Origin of the sequence: Polaribacter sp. MED152 (assembly GCF_000152945.2) — a bacterium.
GTDB lineage: Bacteria > Bacteroidota > Bacteroidia > Flavobacteriales > Flavobacteriaceae > Polaribacter.
Genome location: NC_020830.1, coordinates 1,055,193 through 1,079,318, shown reverse-complemented (window position 1 = coordinate 1,079,318; position 24,126 = coordinate 1,055,193). Strand labels below are relative to the sequence as shown.

The 24,126-nt window shown below is 32.7% G+C and carries 18 protein-coding genes and 5 tRNA genes; 21 read left to right on the top strand and 2 right to left on the bottom strand.

Annotated elements, in window-relative coordinates:
* Positions 1-15: 15 nt before the first annotated feature.
* From MED152_RS04845 to MED152_RS04755, 19 genes are all read left to right on the top strand, one after another.
* A complete protein-coding gene (locus MED152_RS04845; RefSeq protein WP_015480740.1) occupies positions 16-1,182 on the top strand; it encodes an acyl-CoA dehydrogenase family protein in 1,167 nt (388 codons plus the stop codon).
* A gap of 397 nt (positions 1,183-1,579) precedes the next feature.
* Positions 1,580-1,777 (top strand): 30S ribosomal protein S21, encoded by a 198-nt coding sequence (gene rpsU / locus MED152_RS04840; RefSeq protein ID WP_015480739.1) that lies wholly within the window; start codon positions 1,580-1,582, stop codon positions 1,775-1,777.
* A gap of 100 nt (positions 1,778-1,877) precedes the next feature.
* Complete coding sequence (locus MED152_RS04835; protein WP_051058598.1) at positions 1,878-2,765, top strand: tyrosine-type recombinase/integrase; 888 nt, start codon at positions 1,878-1,880, stop codon at positions 2,763-2,765.
* A 3-nt stretch (positions 2,766-2,768) separates the two neighbouring features.
* On the top strand, positions 2,769-3,077 hold the full coding sequence (gene raiA, locus MED152_RS04830) for a ribosome-associated translation inhibitor RaiA (RefSeq protein ID WP_015480737.1): 309 nt from the start codon (positions 2,769-2,771) through the stop codon (positions 3,075-3,077).
* A 97-nt stretch (positions 3,078-3,174) separates the two neighbouring features.
* Positions 3,175-3,248: transfer RNA gene (locus MED152_RS04825), tRNA-Thr, on the top strand.
* A gap of 41 nt (positions 3,249-3,289) precedes the next feature.
* Positions 3,290-3,371: transfer RNA gene (locus tag MED152_RS04820), tRNA-Tyr, on the top strand.
* A gap of 14 nt (positions 3,372-3,385) precedes the next feature.
* A tRNA-Gly gene (locus tag MED152_RS04815) sits at positions 3,386-3,458 on the top strand.
* Between the two features lie 16 nt (positions 3,459-3,474).
* Positions 3,475-3,547, top strand: a tRNA-Thr gene (locus MED152_RS04810).
* Positions 3,548-3,607: 60 nt separating this feature from the next.
* The gene (gene tuf / locus MED152_RS04805) at positions 3,608-4,795 is read left to right on the top strand and encodes an elongation factor Tu (RefSeq protein ID WP_015480736.1); all 1,188 of its coding nucleotides are present in this window, start codon (positions 3,608-3,610) and stop codon (positions 4,793-4,795) included.
* A 78-nt stretch (positions 4,796-4,873) separates the two neighbouring features.
* Positions 4,874-4,945: transfer RNA gene (locus tag MED152_RS04800), tRNA-Trp, on the top strand.
* A 19-nt stretch (positions 4,946-4,964) separates the two neighbouring features.
* On the top strand, positions 4,965-5,153 hold the full coding sequence (gene secE / locus MED152_RS04795) for a preprotein translocase subunit SecE (RefSeq protein ID WP_015480735.1): 189 nt from the start codon (positions 4,965-4,967) through the stop codon (positions 5,151-5,153).
* A 9-nt stretch (positions 5,154-5,162) separates the two neighbouring features.
* Entirely contained in the window at positions 5,163-5,711 is a 549-nt protein-coding gene (gene nusG, locus MED152_RS04790) for a transcription termination/antitermination protein NusG (protein WP_015480734.1), read from the top strand.
* 70 nt (positions 5,712-5,781) lie between these two features.
* Positions 5,782-6,219 (top strand): 50S ribosomal protein L11, encoded by a 438-nt coding sequence (gene rplK, locus MED152_RS04785; protein ID WP_015480733.1) that lies wholly within the window; start codon positions 5,782-5,784, stop codon positions 6,217-6,219.
* A gap of 19 nt (positions 6,220-6,238) precedes the next feature.
* Positions 6,239-6,928, top strand: coding sequence for a 50S ribosomal protein L1 (rplA, locus tag MED152_RS04780; RefSeq protein ID WP_015480732.1), 690 nt, complete (start codon positions 6,239-6,241; stop codon positions 6,926-6,928).
* Between the two features lie 19 nt (positions 6,929-6,947).
* Positions 6,948-7,466, top strand: a complete 519-nt coding sequence (gene rplJ, locus MED152_RS04775) for a 50S ribosomal protein L10 (protein WP_015480731.1) — start codon at positions 6,948-6,950, stop codon at positions 7,464-7,466.
* 48 nt (positions 7,467-7,514) lie between these two features.
* Entirely contained in the window at positions 7,515-7,892 is a 378-nt protein-coding gene (gene rplL, locus MED152_RS04770) for a 50S ribosomal protein L7/L12 (RefSeq protein ID WP_015480730.1), read from the top strand.
* 203 nt (positions 7,893-8,095) lie between these two features.
* Positions 8,096-11,857 (top strand): DNA-directed RNA polymerase subunit beta, encoded by a 3,762-nt coding sequence (gene rpoB / locus MED152_RS04765; RefSeq protein ID WP_051058597.1) that lies wholly within the window; start codon positions 8,096-8,098, stop codon positions 11,855-11,857.
* A gap of 77 nt (positions 11,858-11,934) precedes the next feature.
* Positions 11,935-16,206 (top strand): DNA-directed RNA polymerase subunit beta', encoded by a 4,272-nt coding sequence (gene rpoC, locus MED152_RS04760; RefSeq protein WP_015480728.1) that lies wholly within the window; start codon positions 11,935-11,937, stop codon positions 16,204-16,206.
* 113 nt (positions 16,207-16,319) lie between these two features.
* Entirely contained in the window at positions 16,320-16,631 is a 312-nt protein-coding gene (locus MED152_RS04755) for a DUF3467 domain-containing protein (protein WP_015480727.1), read from the top strand.
* Positions 16,632-16,668: 37 nt separating this feature from the next.
* Here the strand turns inward: MED152_RS04755 and MED152_RS04750 are convergent, their stop codons facing one another.
* Positions 16,669-19,233 (bottom strand): ATP-dependent Clp protease ATP-binding subunit, encoded by a 2,565-nt coding sequence (locus MED152_RS04750; RefSeq protein WP_015480726.1) that lies wholly within the window; start codon positions 19,231-19,233, stop codon positions 16,669-16,671.
* A gap of 271 nt (positions 19,234-19,504) precedes the next feature.
* On the opposite strand from MED152_RS04750, the gene gyrA reads away from it, so the two are divergent.
* Positions 19,505-22,021 carry a DNA gyrase subunit A gene (gyrA, locus tag MED152_RS04745; RefSeq protein ID WP_015480725.1) on the top strand — a complete coding sequence of 839 codons (2,517 nt, stop codon included), beginning with the start codon at positions 19,505-19,507 and terminating at the stop codon, positions 22,019-22,021.
* Between the two features lie 25 nt (positions 22,022-22,046).
* Positions 22,047-23,294 carry a tetratricopeptide repeat protein gene (locus tag MED152_RS04740; RefSeq protein ID WP_015480724.1) on the top strand — a complete coding sequence of 416 codons (1,248 nt, stop codon included), beginning with the start codon at positions 22,047-22,049 and terminating at the stop codon, positions 23,292-23,294.
* 56 nt (positions 23,295-23,350) lie between these two features.
* On the opposite strand, the gene MED152_RS04735 is transcribed toward MED152_RS04740, so the two are convergent.
* The gene (locus MED152_RS04735; RefSeq protein WP_015480723.1) at positions 23,351-24,118 is read right to left on the bottom strand and encodes a C40 family peptidase; all 768 of its coding nucleotides are present in this window, start codon (positions 24,116-24,118) and stop codon (positions 23,351-23,353) included.
* Positions 24,119-24,126: the final 8 nt, after the last annotated feature.

Sequence of the window (24,126 nt, the reverse complement as noted above, 5' to 3'; positions counted from 1 at the left end):
AAAAATTCACTTCAAATGAGCAGTATGTATTTTACTGAAGAGCATGAAGCTTTTCGTGCTAGTTTCAAAGATTTTTTACAAAAAGAAGTTGTGCCTCATATAGAAAAATGGGAGAAAACAGGTTCTATAGAGCGTTTCATCTGGAAGAAGTTTGGTGAAATGGGTTACTTTGGTTTGTCTACCCCAGAAGAGTTTGGAGGTATGGATTTAGATCTATTTTATACTGTGATTTTTCTAGAAGAATTACAAAAAATTAACTCAGGTGGTTTTGCTGCTGCAATGTGGGCTCATGAATATTTAGCCATGACACATTTGAATAAAGAAGGTAATCAGCAACAGAAAGAAAAGTATTTGGTGCCTAGTGTAGAAGGAGATAAGATTGGCTGTTTATGTATTACAGAACCATTTGGTGGTTCAGATGTAGCAGGTATGAGATCTACTGCTGTTAAACAAGGAAATAAGTATATTTTAAACGGATCTAAAACATTCATAACAAACGGAGTTTATTCAGATTACTTAATTGTAGCTGCAAAAACAGATCCTTCAGATAAGTATAAAGGAATAAGTATTTTTGTTGTAGATAGAGATTCTAAAGGAATTTCAGCAACCAAATTAGATAAATTAGGTTGGAGAGCATCAGATACAGGAGAAATCGCTTTTGATAATGTAGAAATTCCTGCTGAAAATTTGATGGGAGAAGAAGGTTTGGGTTTCCCTTATATTATGCAACATTTTGCATTAGAACGCTTAATAATGGGTGTTAATGCACATGCAAGAGCGGAGTTTGCAGTAGATTATGCAATGCAATATATGCAAGAAAGAATCGCATTTGGTAAATCCTTAGACAAGTTTCAAGCTTTAAGACATAAAGTTGCAGAAATGGCGAGTAAAGTAGATATGTGTAGAGAGTATAACTATTCTATTACCAAAAGATTAGATCAAGGTACTTACGTGGTTAAAGAAGCTAGTATGTCTAAATTACTGTCTACAAAAATAGCAGATGAAGTTATTTACGATGCTCTTCAATTGTTAGGAGGTTATGGTTATATGGAAGAATATCCTATGGCTCGTTTATTAAGAGATAGTAGACTTGGTCCAATTGGTGGTGGTACATCAGAAATTTTAAAAGAGATTATCGCAAAAATGGTAATTGATAAAAAGGAATACAAACCAGCAACGTAATATTTTAAATTAGCTTTTTGCGAAAATAATCCTAAGATTATCGCAAAAATGGTAATTGATAAAAAGGAGTATAAACCAGCAAGATAGTTTTTTTTGTGAGCTAGTTTGTTTTCGGATAATATTAAGAAAGCACTCAGATTTTTGGTAAAAGAAAATAGGAGTGCTTTTTTATTTATTAGAGCGTTACCTAAAGGTCGGGCTTTTCATTATATCTTTTTTGAGAAAAACAAAAAAGGATGCCATTTCAATCCCTAGCGCAAATTGCAACTCTAAAATAAAGTCATATAAAAATTTGTATTTCATTTTTTATAAGTACATTTGCAGTCCAAAAATTACAAATCAGCAGTTTAACTGCAATTAAAATATTTAAGATACTTATGAAGGGAGGTGCCAACTTATGTTAATTATACCTGTAAAAGAAGGAGAGAATATAGATAGAGCTTTAAAACGTTATAAGAGAAAATTCGACAGAACAAAGACGATGAAGAACTTACGTAACAGAAAAAACTTTACAAAGCCTTCAGTAGCTAAAAGAGCTCAAAGAATAAAAGCTTCTTACGTTCAAAGATTAAGAACACAAGAAGAAGTAGGTTAGTCAATTAACCTCAAATAAAACTAGACTCGTATCAATTCTTTTGATACGAGTTTTTTTATGCTTCTATTTTTGTAAATTTATCCTCTACACAAAAAGAATAATTTTGATTAAAGCCTTCTTAGATTATTTATCTCATGAGAAAAACTACTCAAAACATACTGTAATTGCCTATCAAAAAGATTTAAATTCTTTTAAAAGTTTTATCCGAATAAATTTTGATCAAGAGGATTTGCTAGAAGTAAATTATTCGCAAATAAGAAGTTGGATTGTAAGTTTGGTTGAAGAGGAGATTTCAAATAGAACAATTAACCGAAAAATTAGTTCGTTAAAATCATTTTATAAGTTTCTCCAAAAAACAGAGCAGATAAAAAGTAATCCACTGCAAAAGCATAAAGCCTTAAAAGTTGCAAAAAAAGTGCAGGTGCCTTTTTCTCAAAAAGAGGTAGCAACTGTATTGGAGTCAAATACAGAAAATAGTTTTGTTTCTATTAGAAATAAATTAATGGTAGAAATTTTCTATTCTACAGGTATTAGAAGGGCTGAGTTGATAAATATTCAATTAAAAGACATAAATAGTGGCAGCAACGTTTTAAAAGTCCTAGGAAAGCGAAATAAGGAAAGGTTGGTGCCAATTTTAAATTCAGTTTTAAAGACTCTGAATCTTTACTTGGGTCACAGAAAGAATATAAGTAATAATTCGGAATACTTATTCATTACAGAGAAAGGAAACAAAATATATGAAACCCTTGTTTATAGAGTTATAAATTCCTACTTTAGTAAAGTCTCCTCAAAAGTAAAAAAGAGTCCACATATGCTGAGGCACTCTTTCGCAACTCATTTGCTGAATGAGGGGGCAGATTTAAATTCTGTTAAAGAGTTGTTAGGGCATTCCTCTTTAGCTTCTACTCAAGTCTACACTCACAATAGTTTAGATGCGATTAAACAAGTGTATAACCAAGCTCATCCTAAGAGCAAAAAAAATGAATAGATTATGAAAGTATTTACCCAATCAGTCAATTTCAATGCAGATAGTAAGTTAATCAGTTTCGCTGAGAAAAAAGTAGAGAGCCTTGTAAAGTTTCATGATAAAATTGTTGATGCAGAAGTTTTTCTAAAAGTTCAAAATACAAGCGATAAAGAAAATAAAATTACAGAAGTTAAAATTAATATTCCTGGAAGTGAATTAATGGTAAAAAGAGAAACAAAAACCTTTGAAGAAGGCATCAATTCAGCGGTTGATAATTTAAAGAGGCAGTTAAAGAAATCGAAAGAGAAATTAAGAGATTCTTTAATTTCATAAAAAAATAAAAAAATAATAATAAAAAGTTTTGGAATTTAAAAAAACTTTATACATTTGCAATCCGTTAGAAATAGCGGGTTGTTTTTTTCAACTAAAAGCCGATGTAGCTCAGCTGGCTAGAGCAGCTGATTTGTAATCAGCAGGTCGTGGGTTCGAGTCCCTCCATCGGCTCTAATAAAAGAAACAAAAGTTCATTAAAATAGTAAGTTTGAGGGGAGATACTCAAGCGGCCAACGAGGACGGACTGTAACTCCGTTGACTATGTCTTCGCAGGTTCGAATCCTGCTCTCCCCACAATTTACATTTTTGCGAAAGTAGCTCAGTTGGTAGAGCGTCAGCCTTCCAAGCTGAATGTCGCCGGTTCGAACCCGGTCTTTCGCTCTAAAAGATCAACAAAGCCGGTGTAGCTCAGTTGGTAGAGCGCATCCTTGGTAGGGATGAGGTCATGGGTTCAAATCCCATCATTGGCTCATTTAAAAAGTATTATTAGACACTAAATATATTTAAACTAAGAATTAAAATCAATAATTATGGCAAAAGGAACTTTTGACCGTTCGAAACCACACTTAAATATTGGTACTATCGGACACGTAGATCACGGTAAAACAACTTTAACTGCGGCTATTACTAAAGTATTAGCTGATGCAGGATTCTCTGAAGCTAGATCTTTTGATCAGATTGATAATGCACCAGAAGAAAAAGAAAGAGGTATTACAATTAACACTTCTCACGTTGAATATCAAACAGCTAATCGTCACTATGCTCACGTTGACTGCCCAGGTCACGCGGATTATGTAAAGAACATGGTAACAGGTGCTGCACAGATGGACGGTGCTATTTTAGTTGTTGCTGCAACAGATGGTCCAATGCCACAAACTAGAGAGCATATCTTATTAGGTCGTCAGGTAGGTATTCCTCGTATCGTTGTTTTCTTAAACAAAGTTGATATGGTGGATGATGAAGAGTTACTGGAGTTAGTAGATATGGAAGTAAGAGAATTATTATCTTTCTATGAATATGATGGAGATAATGGTCCTGTAGTTTCAGGTTCTGCTTTAGGAGCTTTAAATGGTGAGGAAAAATGGGTTAATACTGTTTTAGAATTAATGGAGCAAGTTGATGCTTGGATTGAAGAGCCGTTAAGAGAAGTTGATAAAGATTTCTTAATGCCTGTTGAGGATGTATTCTCAATTACTGGTCGTGGAACTGTTGCTACAGGTCGTATCGAAACTGGTATTGCAAATACAGGTGATGTTGTTGATATTATTGGTATGGGTGCTGAAAAAATGTCATCTACTATTACTGGTATCGAAATGTTCCGTCAAATCTTAGATAGAGGAGAGGCTGGAGATAACGCTGGTATCTTATTAAGAGGTATTGCTAAAGAAGATATTAAAAGAGGTATGGTAATCTGTAAGCCAGGTTCTGTAACTCCTCATGCTAAGTTTAAGGCAGAGGTTTATGTTCTTAAGAAAGAAGAAGGTGGACGTCATACTCCATTCCATAATAACTATCGTCCACAGTTTTATGTTAGAACTACGGATGTAACAGGTACTATTAATTTACCTTCAGGTATTGAGATGGTAATGCCAGGAGATAACTTAACAATCACAGTTGACTTGATTCAACCAATTGCATTAAATGTAGGTTTACGTTTTGCAATCCGTGAAGGTGGTAGAACTGTAGGTGCAGGTCAAGTAACTGAATTATTAGACTAATAAATTTATTAGTTTTATTATTTCAAAATTATAAAGGTATTCCGTTTTTTACGGAATACCTTTATCAATGAATAAGAAACGGGCGTAGTTCAGCGGTAGAGCACTGGTCTCCAAAACCAGCTGTCGGGAGTTCGAATCTCTCCGCCCGTGCAAATAAAAATATAGTAATATGAACTTTATTCAATATATCAAAGACTCTTTTGATGAGCTTAGCAACCATATGACATGGATCTCTAAGGAGGATGCGCAGAAAACTACAGTTACAGTGGCAGTATTTACTATTGTGTTTGCTTTAGCTGTTGCAGGTATTGATTATGTTTTTCAAACAGGGTTAGATAACTTTTTTAAATTATTTTAATAATTAACTATGGCTGATTCGGTAATGAAATGGTATGTTGTTAGAGCCATTGGAGGACAAGAGAATAAAGTAAAAAATTATATAGAAACAGAAATTTCTAGAGTAGGTTTATCAGATTATGTTAATCAAGTTATAGTCCCTACTGAAAAGGTTGTTCAAATCAGGAATGGTAAGAAGGTGAATAGAGAGAGAGTTTATTTCCCTGGTTACATTATGGTTGAGGCTAATTTATCTGGTGAGGTTCCGCATGTTATCAAAGCGATTACTGGAGTTATTGGATTTCTTGGTGAGGTAAAAGGTGGTGAACCTGTTCCTATGAGAAAGTCAGAAGTTAATAGAATGCTAGGTAAAGTAGATGAACTTTCTGTACAGGATGAAAATATTGCAATTCCTTATAATGTTGGAGAAACTGTTAAGGTTGTAGATGGTCCATTTAACGGTTTTGATGGTACTATAGAAAAAGTAAATGAAGAAAAGCGTAAGCTTGAAGTAATGGTGAAAATATTCGGAAGAAAAACACCATTAGAGTTAAGTTATATGCAAGTAGAAAAGATATAATTGTTACACAGATATATATCGATTTATTTTTTGGCTTCCAACTTAAAATAAATCATTAAACATTTTTAAAATGGCAAAAGAAGTTAGTAAAGTAGTTAAATTACAAGTAAGGGGAGGCGCAGCGAATCCATCGCCGCCGGTTGGACCCGCTTTAGGAGCTGCTGGTGTTAACATTATGGAGTTTTGTAAACAGTTCAATGCAAGAACGCAAGATAAGCAAGGTAAAGTTTTACCTGTGGTTATTACTGTTTTCAAAGACAAATCGTTTGATTTTGTTGTAAAAACTCCTCCTGCAGCAGTTCAGTTACTAGAAGCGGCCAAAATTAAAAAAGGTTCAGGAGAACCAAATAGGAAGAAAGTAGCATCAGTTACTTGGGATCAGATTAAAGTAATTGCAGAAGACAAAATGGTAGATTTAAATGCCTTTGAAGTAACTTCAGCAATGAAAATGATAGCAGGTACAGCACGTTCTATGGGATTAACGGTAAAAGGGAATGCACCAGCATAACTTTATAAAAAGTAGTAAAATGGCAAAATTAACAAAAAAGCAAAAGGAAGCTTACGCTAAGGTTGATAATACTCAATCTTATGATTTAGCAGCTGCTTCAGCGCTAGTCAAAGACATTACTAATGTAAAGTTTGATGCTTCTGTAGATTTAGCGATTCGTTTAGGAGTAGATCCGCGTAAAGCTAATCAAATGGTTAGAGGTGTAGTAACTTTACCTCATGGAACTGGTAAGGATGTAAAAGTTTTAGCATTAGTAACTCCAGATAAAGAAGCAGAAGCTAAAGAAGCAGGTGCTGATTACGTTGGGTTGGATGAATACCTTCAGAAAATTAAAGGAGGTTGGACAGATGTTGATGTAATTATTACAATGCCTAGTGTAATGGGTAAATTAGGTCCATTAGGAAGAATTTTAGGTCCTAGAGGTTTAATGCCTAACCCAAAAACAGGTACAGTAACTATGGATGTTGCTAAAGCAGTAACAGATGTTAAAGCTGGTAAAATCGACTTTAAGGTAGATAAAACTGGTATTGTTCATGCTGCAATTGGAAAAGTATCTTTCGATGCTAAGAAGATTGAAGAGAATGCAAATGAATTAATCCAAACAATTATTAAATTGAAACCTACAACAGCAAAAGGAACGTATGTAAAAAGCGTTTTTATGTCTAGTACTATGAGTCCTAGTATACCTGTTGAAGTGAAAACTGTTTAATACGTTAAAACTTATAATTATGACTAGAGAAGAGAAATCACAAGTAATACAAGATTTAACAGCAGTATTAGCAGATACAAATACACTTTATTTAGCAGATATTTCTGGATTAAATGCACAAACTACTTCTAATTTAAGAAGAGCATGTTTCAAAGCAGGAGTTCAGTTATCAGTTGTTAAAAATACATTACTTGCGAAAGCAATGGAGGCATCAGATAAAGATTTTGGTGATCTTCCAACAACATTAAAAGGTAATACATCAATGATGATTGCTGAGGCAGCTAATGCACCAGCAAAATTAATCAAGGAATTTAGAAAGAAATCTAAGAAGCCTATTTTAAAAGGAGCTTTTGCAGAAGAATCTATTTACATTGGTGATGATCAATTAGATGCTTTAGTAGATATTAAATCTAGAGAAGAGTTAATTGGTGAAATCGTTGGATTATTACAGTCACCTGCTAAGAATGTTATTTCAGCATTACAATCAGGAGGACAAACACTTTCAGGTATTATTAAAACTTTATCTGAAAAAGAATAAGCGCACAAATAAACTATAATAAAACACAAAATTTTAAAAACAATTAAAATGGCAGAATTAAAAGATTTCGCAGAACAATTAGTTAACTTAACAGTAAAAGAAGTTAATGAATTAGCTACTATTTTAAAAGATGAGTATGGTATTGAGCCAGCAGCAGCAGCAGTAGCAGTAGCAGGACCAGCAGCAGGTGGTGGTGATGATGCAGCTGATGAGCAAACTGAATTTGATGTTATCTTAACAGCAGCAGGTGCTTCTAAATTAGCAGTTGTAAAATTAGTTAAAGAATTAACTGGTTTAGGATTAAAAGATGCTAAAGGTATCGTAGATAGCGCACCAGCTCCAATCAAAGAAGGTGTATCTAAAGATGAGGCTGAAGGTCTTAAAAAATCTTTAGAAGAAGCAGGAGCAGAGGTAGAGCTTAAATAAGCTTTTACTTCTCGAGTTTCGAACAGTGATATCGAAATCGAGAAAACAAATTTAGGTTTAGGTACTAAGAACTAAGGTTTTTAGGCCTAAACCATTTTGTGTATATATTCGTTCTTTATTTTAATTCATATTTTAATCAAAAAAAATATTCTCTTTTGGCAACGAAAAACACTACTGAAAGAATCAACTTCGCTACTTCTCAAATGATTAAAGAATATCCAGACTTTTTGGATATTCAGGTAAAATCTTTTCAAGATTTTTTCCAACTTCAAACTAAGGCAGAAGAAAGAGGAGAAGAAGGTTTATACAAAACCTTCATGGATAACTTTCCAATTACAGATACAAGAAATCAATTTGTATTAGAATTTTTAGACTACTTTGTAGACCCACCAAGATATTCAATCCAAGAATGTATAGAAAGAGGTCTTACACACAGTGTTCCTTTAAAAGCACGTCTTAAATTATATTGTACAGACCCAGAACACGAAGATTTTGAAACAATTGTACAAGATGTTTATCTTGGTACAATACCTTACATGACAAATTCAGGTACTTTTGTAATCAATGGTGCTGAGCGTGTTGTGGTTTCGCAATTACACAGATCTCCAGGTGTATTCTTTGGTCAATCATTCCATGCAAATGGAACTAAGTTGTATTCAGCAAGAGTAATTCCTTTTAAAGGATCTTGGATAGAATTTGCAACAGATATCAATCAAGTAATGTATGCTTATATTGATAGAAAGAAAAAATTACCTGTAACTACTTTATTCAGAGCAATTGGTTTTGAAAGAGATAAAGATATTTTAGAAATTTTTGACCTTGCTGAGGAAGTTAAGGTTTCTAAGGCAGGTCTTAAAAAAGTATTAGGTCGTAAATTGGCTGCTAGAGTTTTAAAAACTTGGCATGAAGATTTCGTAGATGAAGATACAGGAGAAGTTGTATCTATTGAGAGAAATGAAATTATTTTTGATCGTGATACAGTTTTAGAAAAAGAACATATAGATGAAATTATAGAGGCAGGAGCTAAGACGATTTTACTACATAAAGTAGATAATCATATGGCTGACTATGCTATAATTCACAATACTTTACAAAAAGATCCTACAAACTCAGAGAAAGAAGCTGTAGAGCATATTTATAGACAATTACGTAATGCAGAACCGCCAGATGAAGAGACTGCAAGAGGTATTATCGATAAATTATTCTTCTCTGAACAAAGATATAATTTAGGAGAAGTTGGTCGTTTTAGAATGAATACCAAACTTCAATTAAATGAGCCTATAGATCAAAAGGTATTGACAAAATTAGATATTATAACTATCATTAAATATTTAATTGAGTTAATTAACTCTAAGGCAGAAGTAGATGATATTGATCACTTATCTAACAGACGTGTAAGAACTGTGGGTGAGCAATTAGCAGGTCAGTTTGGTGTTGGTTTAGCAAGAATGGCGAGAACAATTCGTGAGCGTATGAATGTACGTGACAATGAAGTGTTTACTCCAATTGATTTAATTAACGCAAAAACATTATCATCGGTAATTAATTCTTTCTTTGGTACCAATCAATTATCTCAATTTATGGATCAAACAAATCCATTAGCTGAGATTACCCACAAACGTAGATTATCTGCATTAGGGCCAGGTGGTTTATCAAGAGAAAGAGCAGGTTTCGAGGTTCGTGATGTACACTATACACATTATGGTCGTTTATGTCCGATTGAAACACCTGAAGGACCAAACATTGGTCTAATTTCTTCGCTTTCTGTTTTTGCGAAAGTGAATAATTTAGGATTTATCGAAACTCCTTATAGAAAAGTAAACAATGGAATTGTTGAAGGTGAAGAGCCAATCTATTTAAGTGCTGAAGAAGAAGAGGGTAAGAAAATTGCGCAATCTAATTTAGAACTTAAAGAAGATGGTAGCATTGTTTTAGATAGAGTTATTGCACGTGAGGAAGGTGATTTCCCAGTAGTTAATCCTGAAGTGATTGATTATATGGATGTTGCACCAAACCAAATTGCCTCTATCTCTGCATCTTTAATTCCTTTCTTAGAGCATGATGATGCCAACAGAGCATTGATGGGATCAAACATGATGCGTCAGGCAGTGCCATTATTAAGACCAGAATCGCCAATTGTTGGTACTGGATTAGAAAGAAGAGTTGCTAAAGATTCACGTATTTTAATTAATGCAGAAGGTGAAGGTGAAGTAACTTATGTAGATGCAAATAAAATTACAATTAGGTATGATAAAACAGATGAAGAAAGACTAGTAAGTTTTGATTCTGATGAAGTATCTTATGACTTAATTAAATTTAGAAAAACCAATCAAGGTACATCTATTAACTTAAAGCCAATTGTAGAAACTGGTGATAGAGTTCAAGAAGGTCAAGTACTTTGTGAAGGTTATGCAACACAAAAAGGAGAATTAGCTTTAGGTAGAAACATGAAAGTAGCCTTTATGCCTTGGAAAGGGTATAACTTTGAGGATGCAATTGTGATTTCTGAAAAAGTAGTTCGTGAAGATATATTTACATCTATTCATATTGATGAGTATTCTTTAGATGTTAGAGATACAAAATTAGGAACTGAAGAGTTAACTAATGATATTCCTAACGTTTCTGAAGAAGCTACAAAAGATTTAGATGAAAATGGAATGATTAGAATTGGAGCAGAAGTAAATCCTGGTGATATCTTAATTGGTAAAATTACACCAAAAGGAGAATCTGACCCAACTCCAGAAGAAAAATTATTACGTGCAATTTTTGGTGACAAAGCAGGTGATGTAAAAGATGCATCATTAAAAGCTTCTCCATCATTAAGAGGTGTAGTAATTGATAAAAAATTATTTAGAAGAGCTGTAAAAGATAAAAACAAAAGAATTAGAGATAAAGAAGCAGTGGCTACTTTAGAACAATCTTTTGTTTCTAAATTCGAAGGTTTAAAAGACGAGTTAATTGAGAAGTTATTTACTTTAATTAGTGGAAAAACATCTCAAGGGGTCTTTAACGATTTAGGAGAAGAAGTTTTACCAAAAGGTAAAAAATATACGCTTAAAATGTTAAACTCAGTAGACGATTATGTTCACTTAACAGGTTCTTGGACAACTGATAGTGACTTAAATGCTTTAGTTGGTGAATTAGTTCACAACTATAAGATTAAGGTTAATGATTTACAAGGTTCTTTAAGACGTCAGAAATTTACAATTTCAGTTGGAGATGAATTACCAGCAGGAATATTAAAATTAGCTAAAGTTTACATCGCTAAAAAACGTAAGTTAAAAGTGGGTGATAAAATGGCTGGACGTCATGGAAACAAAGGTATTGTAGCACGTATTGTAAGAGCAGAAGACATGCCGTTCTTAGAAGATGGTACACCTGTAGATATTGTATTGAATCCATTAGGGGTACCTTCACGTATGAACATTGGTCAAATTTATGAAACTGTTCTAGGTTGGGCAGGTGAGAAATTAGGAACTAAATATGCAACACCTATTTTTGATGGAGCATCTTTAGATCAGATTAATGAAATTACAGATGAAGCAGGAGTACCAAGATTTGGACACACTTATTTATATGATGGAGGAACTGGAAAACGTTTCGATCAACCAGCAACAGTTGGTATCATTTATATGATTAAGTTAGGGCACATGATTGAAGATAAGATGCACGCTCGTTCAATAGGACCATATTCTTTAATTACACAACAACCATTAGGAGGTAAAGCACAGTTTGGTGGTCAGCGTTTTGGAGAGATGGAAGTTTGGGCACTTGAGGCATATGGAGCATCAAGTATCTTAAGAGAAATCTTAACTGTAAAATCTGATGATGTAATGGGTAGAGCTAAAACATACGAAAGTATAGTTAAAGGGGAAGCTATGCCAGAACCAGGTTTACCAGAATCGTTTAACGTATTAATGCATGAACTTAAAGGTTTAGGATTAGACGTTAGATTAGAAGAATAAATTTTTTCAGTAACCAGTTTTCAGTAGCATTCGTTACTGAAAACTGAATACTGCCAACTGAATACTTATTAAAAGACATGGCAAGAAAACAAGAAAAGTACACTGTAAAAAAGTTTAACAAAATCTCAATTGGTTTATCATCACCAGAAGCTATTTTAGAAGTTTCTAAAGGTGAAGTTTTAAAGCCAGAGACTATAAATTATCGTACACACAAACCAGAAAGAGATGGTTTATTCTGTGAGCGTATTTTTGGTCCTGTTAAGGATTATGAATGTGCCTGTGGAAAGTACAAAAGAATTCGTTACAAAGGTATTGTTTGTGATAGATGTGGTGTAGAAGTTACAGAAAAGAAAGTACGTAGAGATAGAGTTGGGCATATCAATTTGGTAGTGCCTGTTGCTCATATTTGGTACTTTAGATCATTACCTAACAAAATGGGTTACCTTTTAGGTTTACCTTCTAAAAAGTTAGATATGATTATTTACTACGAAAGATACGTAGTAATTCAACCAGGTATTGCAAAAAATGTGGAAGGAGAGCCATTACAAAAAATGGATTTCTTAACTGAAGAAGAATATTTAGATATTGTTGATGAGTTACCACAAGAAAATCAATATTTAGACGATTCAGATCCAAACAAGTTTATCGCTAAAATGGGTGCTGAATGTTTAATTGATTTATTAGCTAGAATTGATTTAGATGAATTATCATTTCAATTAAGACATAAAGCAAATACTGAAACTTCTAAGCAAAGAAAAACAGAAGCTTTAAAGCGTTTAAACGTTGTTGAAGCATTTAGAGATTCTCAAAAGAATAGAGAAAATAATCCAGAGTGGATGATTATGAAGGCAATTCCGGTTATACCACCAGAATTAAGACCTTTAGTTCCATTAGATGGAGGACGTTTTGCAACTTCAGATTTAAATGATTTATACAGAAGAGTTATTATTAGAAACAATCGTTTAAAAAGATTGGTTGAAATAAAAGCTCCAGAAGTTATTTTACGTAATGAAAAACGTATGTTACAAGAATCAGTAGATTCATTATTTGATAACACACGTAAATCATCAGCAGTAAAAACTGAATCTAACAGACCTTTAAAATCTTTATCAGATTCATTAAAAGGTAAACAAGGTCGTTTCCGTCAAAACTTACTGGGTAAGCGTGTTGATTATTCTGCACGTTCTGTAATTGTTGTTGGACCAGAAATGAAATTGTCTGAATGTGGATTGCCAAAAGATATGGCAGCTGAACTTTACAAGCCATTTGTAATTAGAAAACTAATTGAAAGAGGAATTGTAAAAACAGTTAAATCTGCAAAGAAAATTATTGATAGAAAAGAACCAGTTGTTTGGGATATTTTAGAGAACGTAATTAAAGGTCACCCAGTATTATTAAACAGGGCTCCTACTTTACACAGACTAGGTATTCAAGCTTTCCAACCAAAATTAATTGAAGGTAAAGCTATACAATTACACCCATTAGCATGTTCTGCATTTAATGCGGATTTTGATGGAGATCAAATGGCTGTTCACTTACCATTAGGACCAGAAGCTATTTTAGAAGCACAATTATTAATGTTGGCTTCTCATAATATCTTAAACCCTGCAAATGGTGCTCCAGTAACTGTACCTTCTCAGGATATGGTACTTGGATTATATTACATGACCAAAGAAAGAATATCTACTCCAGAAATGCCAATTAAAGGAGAGGGCTTAACTTTCTATTCTCCAGAAGAAGTTACAATAGCTTTCAATGAAGAAAAAGTAGATTTAAATGCATCTATTAAAGTTAGAACTCAAGATATTGAAAATGGAGAGCAAGTAACTAAGATTATAAAAACTACTGTAGGTAGAGTTTTATTTAATGAAAAAGTTCCTGCTGCAGCTGGATATATAAATGAAGTTTTAACTAAGAAAAACTTACGTGGAATTATTGGTGGTATTTTAAAAGCTACAGATATTCCTACAACAGGTGCTTTCTTAGATGAAATTAAAAATATGGGTTATAAGTTTGCATTCCAAGGTGGATTGTCTTTCTCATTAGGTGATATTATTATTCCTAAAGAAAAGCAAGCCATGATTGATGAAGCAAACAAAGAAGTAGATGGTATTGTAGGTAACTATAATATGGGTATGTTAACGCAGAAAGAGCGTTACAATCAGGTAATTGATGTTTGGGGTTCTACCAACAACAGATTAACTGAATTGTCTATGAAAAATTTACGTGAAGACCAACAAGGATTCAACTCAGTATATATGATGCTTGATTCTGGAGCTCGTGGATCTAAAGAACAGATTCGTCAGTTAACAGGTATGCGTGGATTAATGGCAAAACCGAAAAAATCTACTGCTGGAGGTGGAGAAATTATCGAGAACCCAATTCTTTCTAACTTTAAAGAAGGTTTATCAATTCTTGAATACTTTATCTCAACTCACGGTGCTCGTAAAGGATTAGCAGATACCGCTTTAAAAACGGCAGATGCTGGTTACTTAACACGTAGATTAGTAGATGTATCTCAAGACGTTATTATTAACGAAGAAGATTGTGGTACATTAAGAGGTTTAGAAGTTGCTCCATTAAAGAAAAACGATGAGATTGTAGAGTCTTTATCAGACAGAATTGAAGGTCGTATTTCTTTAAACGATGTTTATCACCCAGTTACAGAAGAATTATTATTAGAAGCAAATCAATCTATTACTTCTCAATTAGCAGATGCTGTACAAGCATCAGGTATTGATTCTGTAGAAGTAAGATCTGCATTAACTTGTGAATCTTCTAGAGGTATTTGTGCAAAATGTTATGGTTTAAGTTTATCAACGCGTAACAAAGTACAAATTGGTGAGGCAGTTGGTGTAATTGCAGCACAATCTATTGGAGAGCCAGGTACACAGTTAACATTACGTACATTCCACGTTGGTGGGGTTGCAGGTAACATATCAGAAGAGAATAAGTTAATTGCCAAATTTGATGGTAAAGTTGTTATCGATGATTTAAGAACTGTAGTTGGTAAAGATAATGAAGGTAATGAAGTAGATATCGTAATTTCGAGAACTGCTGAAATTAAAATTATTGATAAGAAAACTGATATCACTCAGAGTACAAATATTTTACCTTATGGTTCTATCATTTTTGATAAAGATAGAAAATCAATCAAAAAAGGAGATGTTATTGTACAATGGGATCCATTTAATGGTGTAATTGTTTCTGAGTTTAATGGTAGAGTTAAGTTCGACAATTTAGAGCAAGGTATGAACTATGCTGTAGAAATTGATGAACAAACAGGTTTCCAAGAAAAAGTAATTACAGATTCTAAGAACAAAAAAATCATTGCATCTTTAATTATTGAAGATGAAGATGGTAATGCATTACGTTCTTACAGTTTACCAGTAGGTGCTCACTTAATGGTTGATGATGGAGATGTTGTAGAAAGTGGAAAAACATTAGTTAAAATTCCTAGAAAATCTGGTAAAGCAGGTGATATTACAGGAGGTTTACCACGTGTAACAGAATTATTTGAAGCACGTAATCCTTCTAACCCATCTGTAGTTTCAGAAATTGATGGTGTTGTTTCTTTCGGAAAAATTAAAAGAGGTAATAGAGAAATTATTGTTGAGTCTAAAACAGGTGAGATTAGCAAATATTTAGTAAAGCTTTCTAATCAAATTTTAGTTCAAGAAAATGACTTTATCAAAGCTGGTATGCCATTATCTGATGGTGCTACTACACCTTCTGATATTTTAAGAATTAAAGGGCCATCTGCAGTACAAGAATACTTAGTAAATGAAATACAAGAAGTATATCGTTTACAAGGTGTGAAAATTAACGACAAACATTTTGAAGTTGTTGTTCGTCAAATGATGCGTAAAGTTAAAATTATAGATTCAGGAGATACTCTTTTCTTAGAGAATCAATTGATTCACAAGAATGACTTTATTGAAGAAAACGATGCAATTTACGGAATGAAAGTTGTTGAAGATGCTGGAGATTCTGAGAATTTAAAGCCAGGTCAAATAATCACTGCACGTCAATTAAGAGATGAGAATTCTTTATTAAGAAGAAATGACAATAACTTAGTTACTGCAAGAGATGCAAGACCAGCAACAGCAGAACAAGTATTACAAGGTATTACAAGAGCATCTTTACAAACGAAATCATTTATTTCTGCGGCTTCTTTCCAAGAAACTACAAAAGTATTAAATGAGGCAGCTGTAAATGGTAAAATAGATACTTTAGAAGGATTGAAAGAGAATGTAATTGTAGGTAAGAAAATACCAGCAGGTACAGGAATGAGATCTTATGATAAAGTAATTGTTGGACCAAAAGATGAAATAGAACAAAGTTTCTAATACATAACGTTTAAACGTTTATAATTTAAAGTTGAATTGTTTATTGTAATTATTTTACAGTATTCAATTCAACTTTTTTATTTTTTGTACTTTTATTTAAATAATTAAAACTGATGGAAGAAAATAATAATAAAGACGGCCAATTAAATATTGAATTAGGCCAAGATGTAGCTGAAGGAACATACTCAAATTTGGCAATTATAAATCATTCAATATCTGAGTTTATTGTAGACTTTATAAATATAATGCCTGGGGTGCCTAAGGCAAAAGTGAAGTCTAGAATTATATTAACTCCACAACATGCAAAAAGATTATCTAAAGCGTTAGCTGATAATATTAAAAAGTTCGAGCAACAAAATGGAGATATCAAAGATTATGAGCAACCTCCAATTCCGATGAATTTTGGGCCAACAGGTCAAGCATAAAAAAAATCCCAAATTTTACAATTTGGGATTTTTTATTTTAAGATTCACTTTCTGTTCTTGTTTCAGGTTTTTTCTTGCCTTTTTTAATTTTAATGGTAAGCTCGTCTTTAGCTTCATCAAAATCCATGGCTATTGTATCACCCTCAGTTAATTTAGAATTCACAATTTCTTCAGCCAAAGCATCTTCAATATATTTCTGGATAGCTCTTTTAAGAGGTCTTGCTCCATACTTTTTATCAAATCCTTTGTCTGCTATATAATCTTTAGCTTTTTCGCTTAGATTTAAAGTATACCCTAAATCAGAGATTCTATTTAATAATTTGTCTAACTCAATGTCGATAATTGAATGAATATCTTCTCTTTCTAAAGCGTTGAAAACAATTACATCATCAATTCTATTTAAAAATTCAGGTGCAAAAGATTTTTTCAATGCACTTTCAATTACCGATTTTGCATGTGCGTCTGCTTGTTCTTTTTTAGAAGCAGTTCCAAAACCAACTCCACCACCAAAGTCTTTTAATTGACGAGCACCAATATTAGATGTCATGATAATTATCGTATTTCTAAAATCAATTTTTCTACCTAAACTATCTGTAATATGACCATCATCTAAAATCTGTAATAACATATTAAACACATCTGGATGCGCTTTTTCAATTTCATCTAATAGGATAACTGAATAAGGTTTTCTGCGCACTTTTTCTGTTAATTGTCCTCCTTCTTCATAACCAACGTAACCTGGAGGTGCACCAATTAAACGTGAAATTGCGAACTTTTCCATGTATTCACTCATGTCAATTCTAATTAAAGAATCATCAGAATCAAATAATTCACGAGCCAGTACTTTTGCTAGTTGTGTTTTACCAACACCAGTTTGACCTAAAAAAATAAATGAACCAATAGGTTTGTTCGGGTCTTTTAAACCAACTCTATTTCTTTGAATAGCTTTAACAACTTTCGTAACAGCTTCATCTTGTCCAATAACCTTACCTTTAATTAAAGAAGGTAGTTCATGTAGCCTGTGGCTTTCTGCTTCTGCAACTCTATTCACAGGAATACCTGTCATCATAGAAACTACTTCTGCAACATTATCTTCGGTAACGATTTCTCTATTTAATTTAGAATCATCTTCCCACTGTTTTTGAGCAGAGTTTAAAGCAGCCTCCATATTCTTTTCATCATCTCTCAACTTAGCAGCCTCTTCGTACTTTTGGCCATTCACAGCTTTCGTTTTCTTATCTCTAATTATTTCTAATTGAGATTCTAACTCTAAAACTTGTTTCGGAACAACGATATTGGTAATATGAATTCTAGATCCAGCCTCATCTAAAGCATCAATAGCTTTGTCTGGTAAATATCTATCAGTCATATATCTATTAGTTAATTTTACACATGCTTCAATAGCATCGTCTGTAAAATCTACATTATGATGTTCTTCGTATTTCCCTTTTATATTTTGTAAAATCTGAATAGTTTCTTCAACAGAGGTTGGGTCTACAATTACTTTTTGAAAACGACGTTCTAAAGCACCATCTTTCTCAATATTTGTTCTAAACTCATCTAAAGTTGTGGCACCTATACATTGTATTTCACCTCTTGCTAAAGCTGGTTTTAACATGTTAGATGCATCTAAAGAACCTGTAGCACCACCTGCACCAACTATTGTATGAATTTCATCAATAAAAAGAATAATATCATCATTCTTTTCTAATTCGTTCATTAAGGCTTTCATTCTTTCTTCAAACTGACCTCTGTACTTTGTTCCAGCAACTAAACTAGCTAAATCTAGAGATACTATTCTCTTATCAAATAAAATTCTTGATACTTTTCTATCTACAATTCGTAAAGCTAAACCTTCTGCAATAGCAGATTTACCAACACCTGGTTCTCCAATTAACATTGGGTTGTTTTTCTTTCTACGACTTAAAATTTGAGAAACTCTCTCTATTTCTTTTTGACGCCCAACAACAGGATCTAGCCTCCCATTTTCCGCCAAATCTGTTAAATCTCTACCAAAATTATCTAAAACTGGAGTTTTAGATTTTTTTGAAGCTTTGCTTTTCTGGGGCTGATCAAAAGGATTCGATTTTTCTGAAGCATATTCATCATCAGAAGGTGTTTCTGCAATAGGGTTTACTGGTAAATCAGCATCAACTTCGTCTACATGTAATTGTTTGTATAAAGCTTTTGCTTCATCATAGTTTACATGATATTTCTGAATTAATTTAGTTGTTGGGTCATTTTCGTTTCTTAAAACGCACAACAATAAATGTGCTGTATCTATAGCATCACTTTGATATAACTTAGCCTCTAAAAAAGTTGTTTTTAACGCTTTTTCAGCTTGTCTTGTTAAACGCAAGCTAGGTTTATCTGTACTCTCTACAAACGTTGGGTTTGCAGGGTTTAATTGTTCTAATTTTTTTCTTAGCAAAGTTAAATCAACATCAAACGCTGTTAATATCTCAATAGCTTTACCTTCGCCTTTTCTTATTAATCCTAGTAAAAGGTGTTCAGTTCCAATAAATTCGTGCCCTAATCTTAAAGCCTCTTCTTTACTAAAAGTGATTACATCTCTAACTTTTGGTGAAAAATTATCGTCCATATTTCTTTCTATCTAAAATTGATGTGTTGTAAATTTAGTCCTTTTTTTTTGAGATTATTACAAAAAAGATGCCAATGCTTTAAAACTGACAGTTTGACTACCATTACAAGGTAGAAAACAATTGGAAATCAAACAAGTATAATAGTGTTAAAAATTATCAAAAAATGTTGATAACTAAGAGGGTTTAGAGACGTTATAATCTTTGTAAAAAGCATTAGAAACAGTATCTTGCCTTGTTTTAAATTTTTGATTAAATAATAATAAAATATATATGGCAGAAGGCGAAAAGTTAATTCCAATTAACATAGAAGAACAGATGAAATCTGCATACATTGATTATTCAATGTCTGTAATTGTATCTAGAGCATTACCAGATGTTAGAGATGGTTTAAAACCAGTTCATAGAAGGGTTTTATATGGTATGCACGAATTAGGAATTAAGGCAACTGGAGCGTATAAAAAATCTGCAAGAATTGTAGGTGAAGTTTTAGGTAAGTATCATCCTCATGGAGATACTTCTGTATATGACTCTATGGTAAGAATGGCACAAGATTGGAGTGTGCGTTATATGATGGTTGATGGGCAAGGAAACTTTGGTTCTGTAGATGGTGACTCTCCTGCAGCAATGCGTTATACTGAGGTTAGAATGCAGAAAATTTCTGAAGAAATGTTGGCAGATATTGAAAAAGATACTGTAGATCATTCTTTAAATTTTGACGATACTTTGCAGGAGCCTGTTGTGTTACCAACTCGTATACCTAACTTATTGGTAAATGGCGCTTCTGGTATTGCAGTAGGTATGGCTACAAATATGGCTCCTCATAACTTAACAGAAGTTATTAATGGTACTGTAGCCTATATAGAAAATAGAGATATTGAGATTGATGAGTTAATGCAACATGTTACTGCACCAGATTTTCCAACAGGTGGAATTATTTATGGTTATGATGGAGTAAGAGATGCTTTTCATACAGGTCGTGGACGTATTGTAATGCGTGCAAAAGCGGTTATTGAAGAAGTAAAAGGGCGTGAGTGTATCATTGTTACTGAAATTCCTTACCAAGTGAATAAAGCAGACATGATTAAGAAAACTGCTGACTTGGTTAACGAGAAAAAAATATCTGGTATTGCCAATATTAGAGATGAATCTGATAGAAATGGTATGCGAATTGTTTACGTGTTAAAACGTGATGCAATTCCTAACATCGTTTTAAATAAATTATTTAAATATACGCAATTACAAACTTCTTTTAGTGTAAATAATATTGCGTTAGTTAATGGTAGACCTGAACAATTAAATTTAAAACAACTTATTCATTATTTCGTTGAACACAGGCATGAGGTTGTTGTTCGTAGAACAGAATATGAATTAAAGAAAGCAGAAGCTAGAGCACATATTTTAGAAGGATTAATAATTGCATCAGATAATATTGATGAAGTAATTAAAATTATTAGAGCATCTTCTAATGCAGATGAAGCAAGAGCTAGTTTAATTGAGCGTTTCGAATTGACAGAAATTCAAGCTAAGGCAATTGTAGAAATGCGTTTACGTCAATTAACGGGTCTAGAGCAAGACAAATTAAGAGCTGAGTTTGATGAAATTATGGTTACGATTGCTGACTTAAAAGATATTTTAGCCAACGAGCCTAGACGTTATCAAATAATTAAGGACGAGTTATTACACATCAAAGAGAAATATGGAGATGAAAGAAGATCTACTATAGAGTATGCTGGTGGTGATATGCGTATTGAAGATATGATTCCAGATACAAAAGTGGTAGTAACCATTTCTAATGCAGGTTACTTAAAACGTACAAATCTAGATGAATACAAAGTTCAAAATAGAGGAGGTAGAGGTCAAAAAGGCGCTACTACTAGAAATGAGGATTTCTTAGAACATCTATTTGTAGGTACCAATCATCAATATATGATGTTCTTTACTCAAAAGGGTAAAGTATTTTGGATGCGAGTTTATGAAATTCCAGAAGGTGGTAAAAACACGAAAGGAAGAGCAATGCAAAACTTAATCAATATTGAGCAAGATGATTCAGTTAAAGCATTCTTAGTTACACAAGATTTAAAGAACGAAGAGTACATCAACAGCCATTACGTAATTATGGCCACTAAAAAAGGTCAAGTTAAAAAGACATCCTTAGAGCAATATTCTAGACCAAGAACAAACGGAATTAATGCAATTACTATTAAGGAAGGTGATGAACTTTTAGAAGCTAAATTAACAACTGGTGATAGCCAAGTAATGTTAGCTCTAGCTTCAGGTAAATCAATTCGATTTGAAGAAGCTAAAACAAGACCAATGGGTAGAACTGCATCTGGTGTAAGGGGTATTACTCTGCAACATGAAAACGATGAAGTTATTGGTATGGTTGCTGTAAATGATATGGAAAGTAACATTTTAGTGGTTTCTGAAAAAGGATATGGTAAACGTTCTAGCCTAGAAGATTATAGAATTACAAACAGAGGAGGTAAAGGTGTAAAAACGTTAAATATTTCTGAAAAAACAGGTAATTTAGTAGCCATTAAAAACGTAGATGATTCTAACGATTTAATGATTATTAACAAATCTGGTTTAGTAATTAGAATGGCAGTAGAAGACTTAAGAGTTATGGGGCGTGCAACACAAGGTGTTCGTTTAATTAATATTAAAGATGATGATAGTATTGCTGCAGTAGCCAAAGTTGTTCATGAAGAAGAAGCAGAAGAAGAGTCTGCAGATGAAACTGAAAATGGCACGAATATTGAAAATAATACAAGTGATAATCAAGAATAGAAAACAAATTTAATACAGAAACAAAATGAAAAAACAAATATTAGCGCTTTCTTTAGGATTGATGACGATTGGAGTATCTGCGCAAAAAAACGAACTAAAAGTTGCTGAAAAAGCACTTAAAAAGAATGATATAGCTACAGCTAGAACTGCTATTCAGTCTATAGAAAGTATGGAAGGTTCTATGGAAGATAAGTATAAGGGAAAATATTACTTTCTAAAAGGGCAAGTTTATGGTAAAACTGATGTTAAAAAGGCAGTAGAAGCTTACAATAATTTATTTGATTTTGAGAAAGCAACTAGAAAATCTAGATATACAAGTGAAGCTAAAAATAAAGTTATTGAGCTTACTCAGTTTGTATCTCAAAAAGCACTAAAAGCTTATAATGAAACTAAAGATTATAAAACTGCTACTGAAAACTTTTATTTAACGTATCAACTAAGTCCTTCAGATACTACTTTTCTTTATAATGCAGCAGTAAGTGCTTCTTTGCAAAAAGATTATGATTCTTCTTTAGCTTATTATAACAAGCTTCAAGAGTTAGGTTATACAGGTGTTACTATGCAGTATATGGCAACTAACAAAGAAACAGGAGTTAAAGAAAATCTAGGAGGAAAGACGCAAAGAGATTTAATGGTAAAATCTGGCGATTATATTGCTCCAGAAGATGTGCCAACAAAATCAAGACAAGCAGATATTGTAAAAAATATTGGTTACATTTTAATTGCTCAAGGTAAAACGGATGAAGCAATTGTTGCAATCAAAAAAGCAAGAGAAAACGATCCTAAAGATTTAAACTTAATTTTAAATGAAGCTCAATTATATATACAGCTGAAAGATATGCAGAAGTTTGGAACTTTAATGAAAGAAGCTATAGAGTTAGATCCAAATAACCCAACATTATTTTTCAACTTAGGAGTTGTAAATCAAAATGAAGGTAAAAAAGAAGAAGCAATTGGTTACTACAAAAAAGCAATTGAATTAGATCCTGAATATGGAGATGCTTATATGAATTTAGCTGTTGCAATTTTATCTGGTGAGCAGGCAATTGTAGATGAAATGAACGAAAATTTATCAAACTTTAAAAAGTATGATGAATTACAAGGAAAGCAAAAAGAATTATATAGAGAAGCTTTACCTTTTTTAGAAAAGGCTGATAGTATTAGTCGTTCTGAAGATACTGTAAAATCTCTTTTAAATATTTATGATATTTTAAGAATGGAAGAGAAAGCAGATGCTTTAAGACCAATCTATAAGAAAATGAGAGGAATGTAATTTTCGATCTCAATGTATAAAAAAACCGAAACTTTAAAGTTTCGGTTTTTTTTATTTTAGATAATCTTTTTAATTACTCTTAGCTTATGCGTATGTTTTTGAAGGTCAGCATTAAAAATTCCACTGTGATCTAAAGTGTCAATTCTAACCTTGCCATGAGCGTGGATAATAGTATAATTATTCAATATTATACCAACGTGTATAATTTCACCTTCTTCGTTGTCAAAAAAGGCTAAATCTCCTGGCTCACTTTCTTCTATAAAACTTAAAACTTCACCTTGTGTAGCTTGTTCATTTGCGTTTCTTAAAAGTTTGTAACCACATAATTTGTAGACCATTTGCGTAAATCCTGAACAATCTATACCAAAAGGAGTTTTACCACCCCACAAATAGGGTGTGTTTAAATACACGTACGCCTTTTGCAATATTTCTTCTTTACTTGCTACTTGGTCTAAAATAGCACCCTCAAATTGATAATTTTCTTTATTTAAAATAAAACTTTCATTGTTGTAATTAGGCAGGTTTGCTCCTAAAGGGATTGTAAAGAATTCTCTAGCTGAATTTGAAATAAAATCGATAATCTCTCCAGAATAAACTGGCTTAGCCTCTTGTAAATTTTGATATTCAGCATATTCAATTTCCTGAAATTGTTTATTGTCAACAAAACCTTCACAATCATCAAAAGCCAATTTAATTTTACTCCAGTTTTTATCTTTTTCAAGTATTGTAAAAAATTCACCAAACAAAACCTGACTAACCATTTCTGATTGATCTGTTGGTTCTTTCCTTAAAGGAACAATACTTAAATTACAAATTCCGTACAAAAACTATC

Bases quoted from the DNA above. Each gene is read 5' to 3' on its own strand.
- MED152_RS04750 (WP_015480726.1), bottom strand. From the start codon at position 19,233: ATGGACGATAATTTTTCACCAAAAGTTAGAGATGTAATCACTTTTAGT.
- MED152_RS04755 (WP_015480727.1), top strand. From the start codon at position 16,320: ATGGAAGAAAATAATAATAAAGACGGCCAATTAAATATTGAATTAGGC.
- MED152_RS04740 (WP_015480724.1), top strand. From the start codon at position 22,047: ATGAAAAAACAAATATTAGCGCTTTCTTTAGGATTGATGACGATTGGA.
- rplL (WP_015480730.1), top strand. From the start codon at position 7,515: ATGGCAGAATTAAAAGATTTCGCAGAACAATTAGTTAACTTAACAGTA.
- secE (WP_015480735.1), top strand. From the start codon at position 4,965: ATGAACTTTATTCAATATATCAAAGACTCTTTTGATGAGCTTAGCAAC.
- nusG (WP_015480734.1), top strand. From the start codon at position 5,163: ATGGCTGATTCGGTAATGAAATGGTATGTTGTTAGAGCCATTGGAGGA.
- rpoB (WP_051058597.1), top strand. From the start codon at position 8,096: ATGATTAAAGAATATCCAGACTTTTTGGATATTCAGGTAAAATCTTTT.
- rplA (WP_015480732.1), top strand. From the start codon at position 6,239: ATGGCAAAATTAACAAAAAAGCAAAAGGAAGCTTACGCTAAGGTTGAT.
- rpoC (WP_015480728.1), top strand. From the start codon at position 11,935: ATGGCAAGAAAACAAGAAAAGTACACTGTAAAAAAGTTTAACAAAATC.
- MED152_RS04845 (WP_015480740.1), top strand. From the start codon at position 16: ATGAGCAGTATGTATTTTACTGAAGAGCATGAAGCTTTTCGTGCTAGT.
- rpsU (WP_015480739.1), top strand. From the start codon at position 1,580: ATGTTAATTATACCTGTAAAAGAAGGAGAGAATATAGATAGAGCTTTA.
- raiA (WP_015480737.1), top strand. From the start codon at position 2,769: ATGAAAGTATTTACCCAATCAGTCAATTTCAATGCAGATAGTAAGTTA.
- rplK (WP_015480733.1), top strand. From the start codon at position 5,782: ATGGCAAAAGAAGTTAGTAAAGTAGTTAAATTACAAGTAAGGGGAGGC.
- gyrA (WP_015480725.1), top strand. From the start codon at position 19,505: ATGGCAGAAGGCGAAAAGTTAATTCCAATTAACATAGAAGAACAGATG.
- tuf (WP_015480736.1), top strand. From the start codon at position 3,608: ATGGCAAAAGGAACTTTTGACCGTTCGAAACCACACTTAAATATTGGT.
- rplJ (WP_015480731.1), top strand. From the start codon at position 6,948: ATGACTAGAGAAGAGAAATCACAAGTAATACAAGATTTAACAGCAGTA.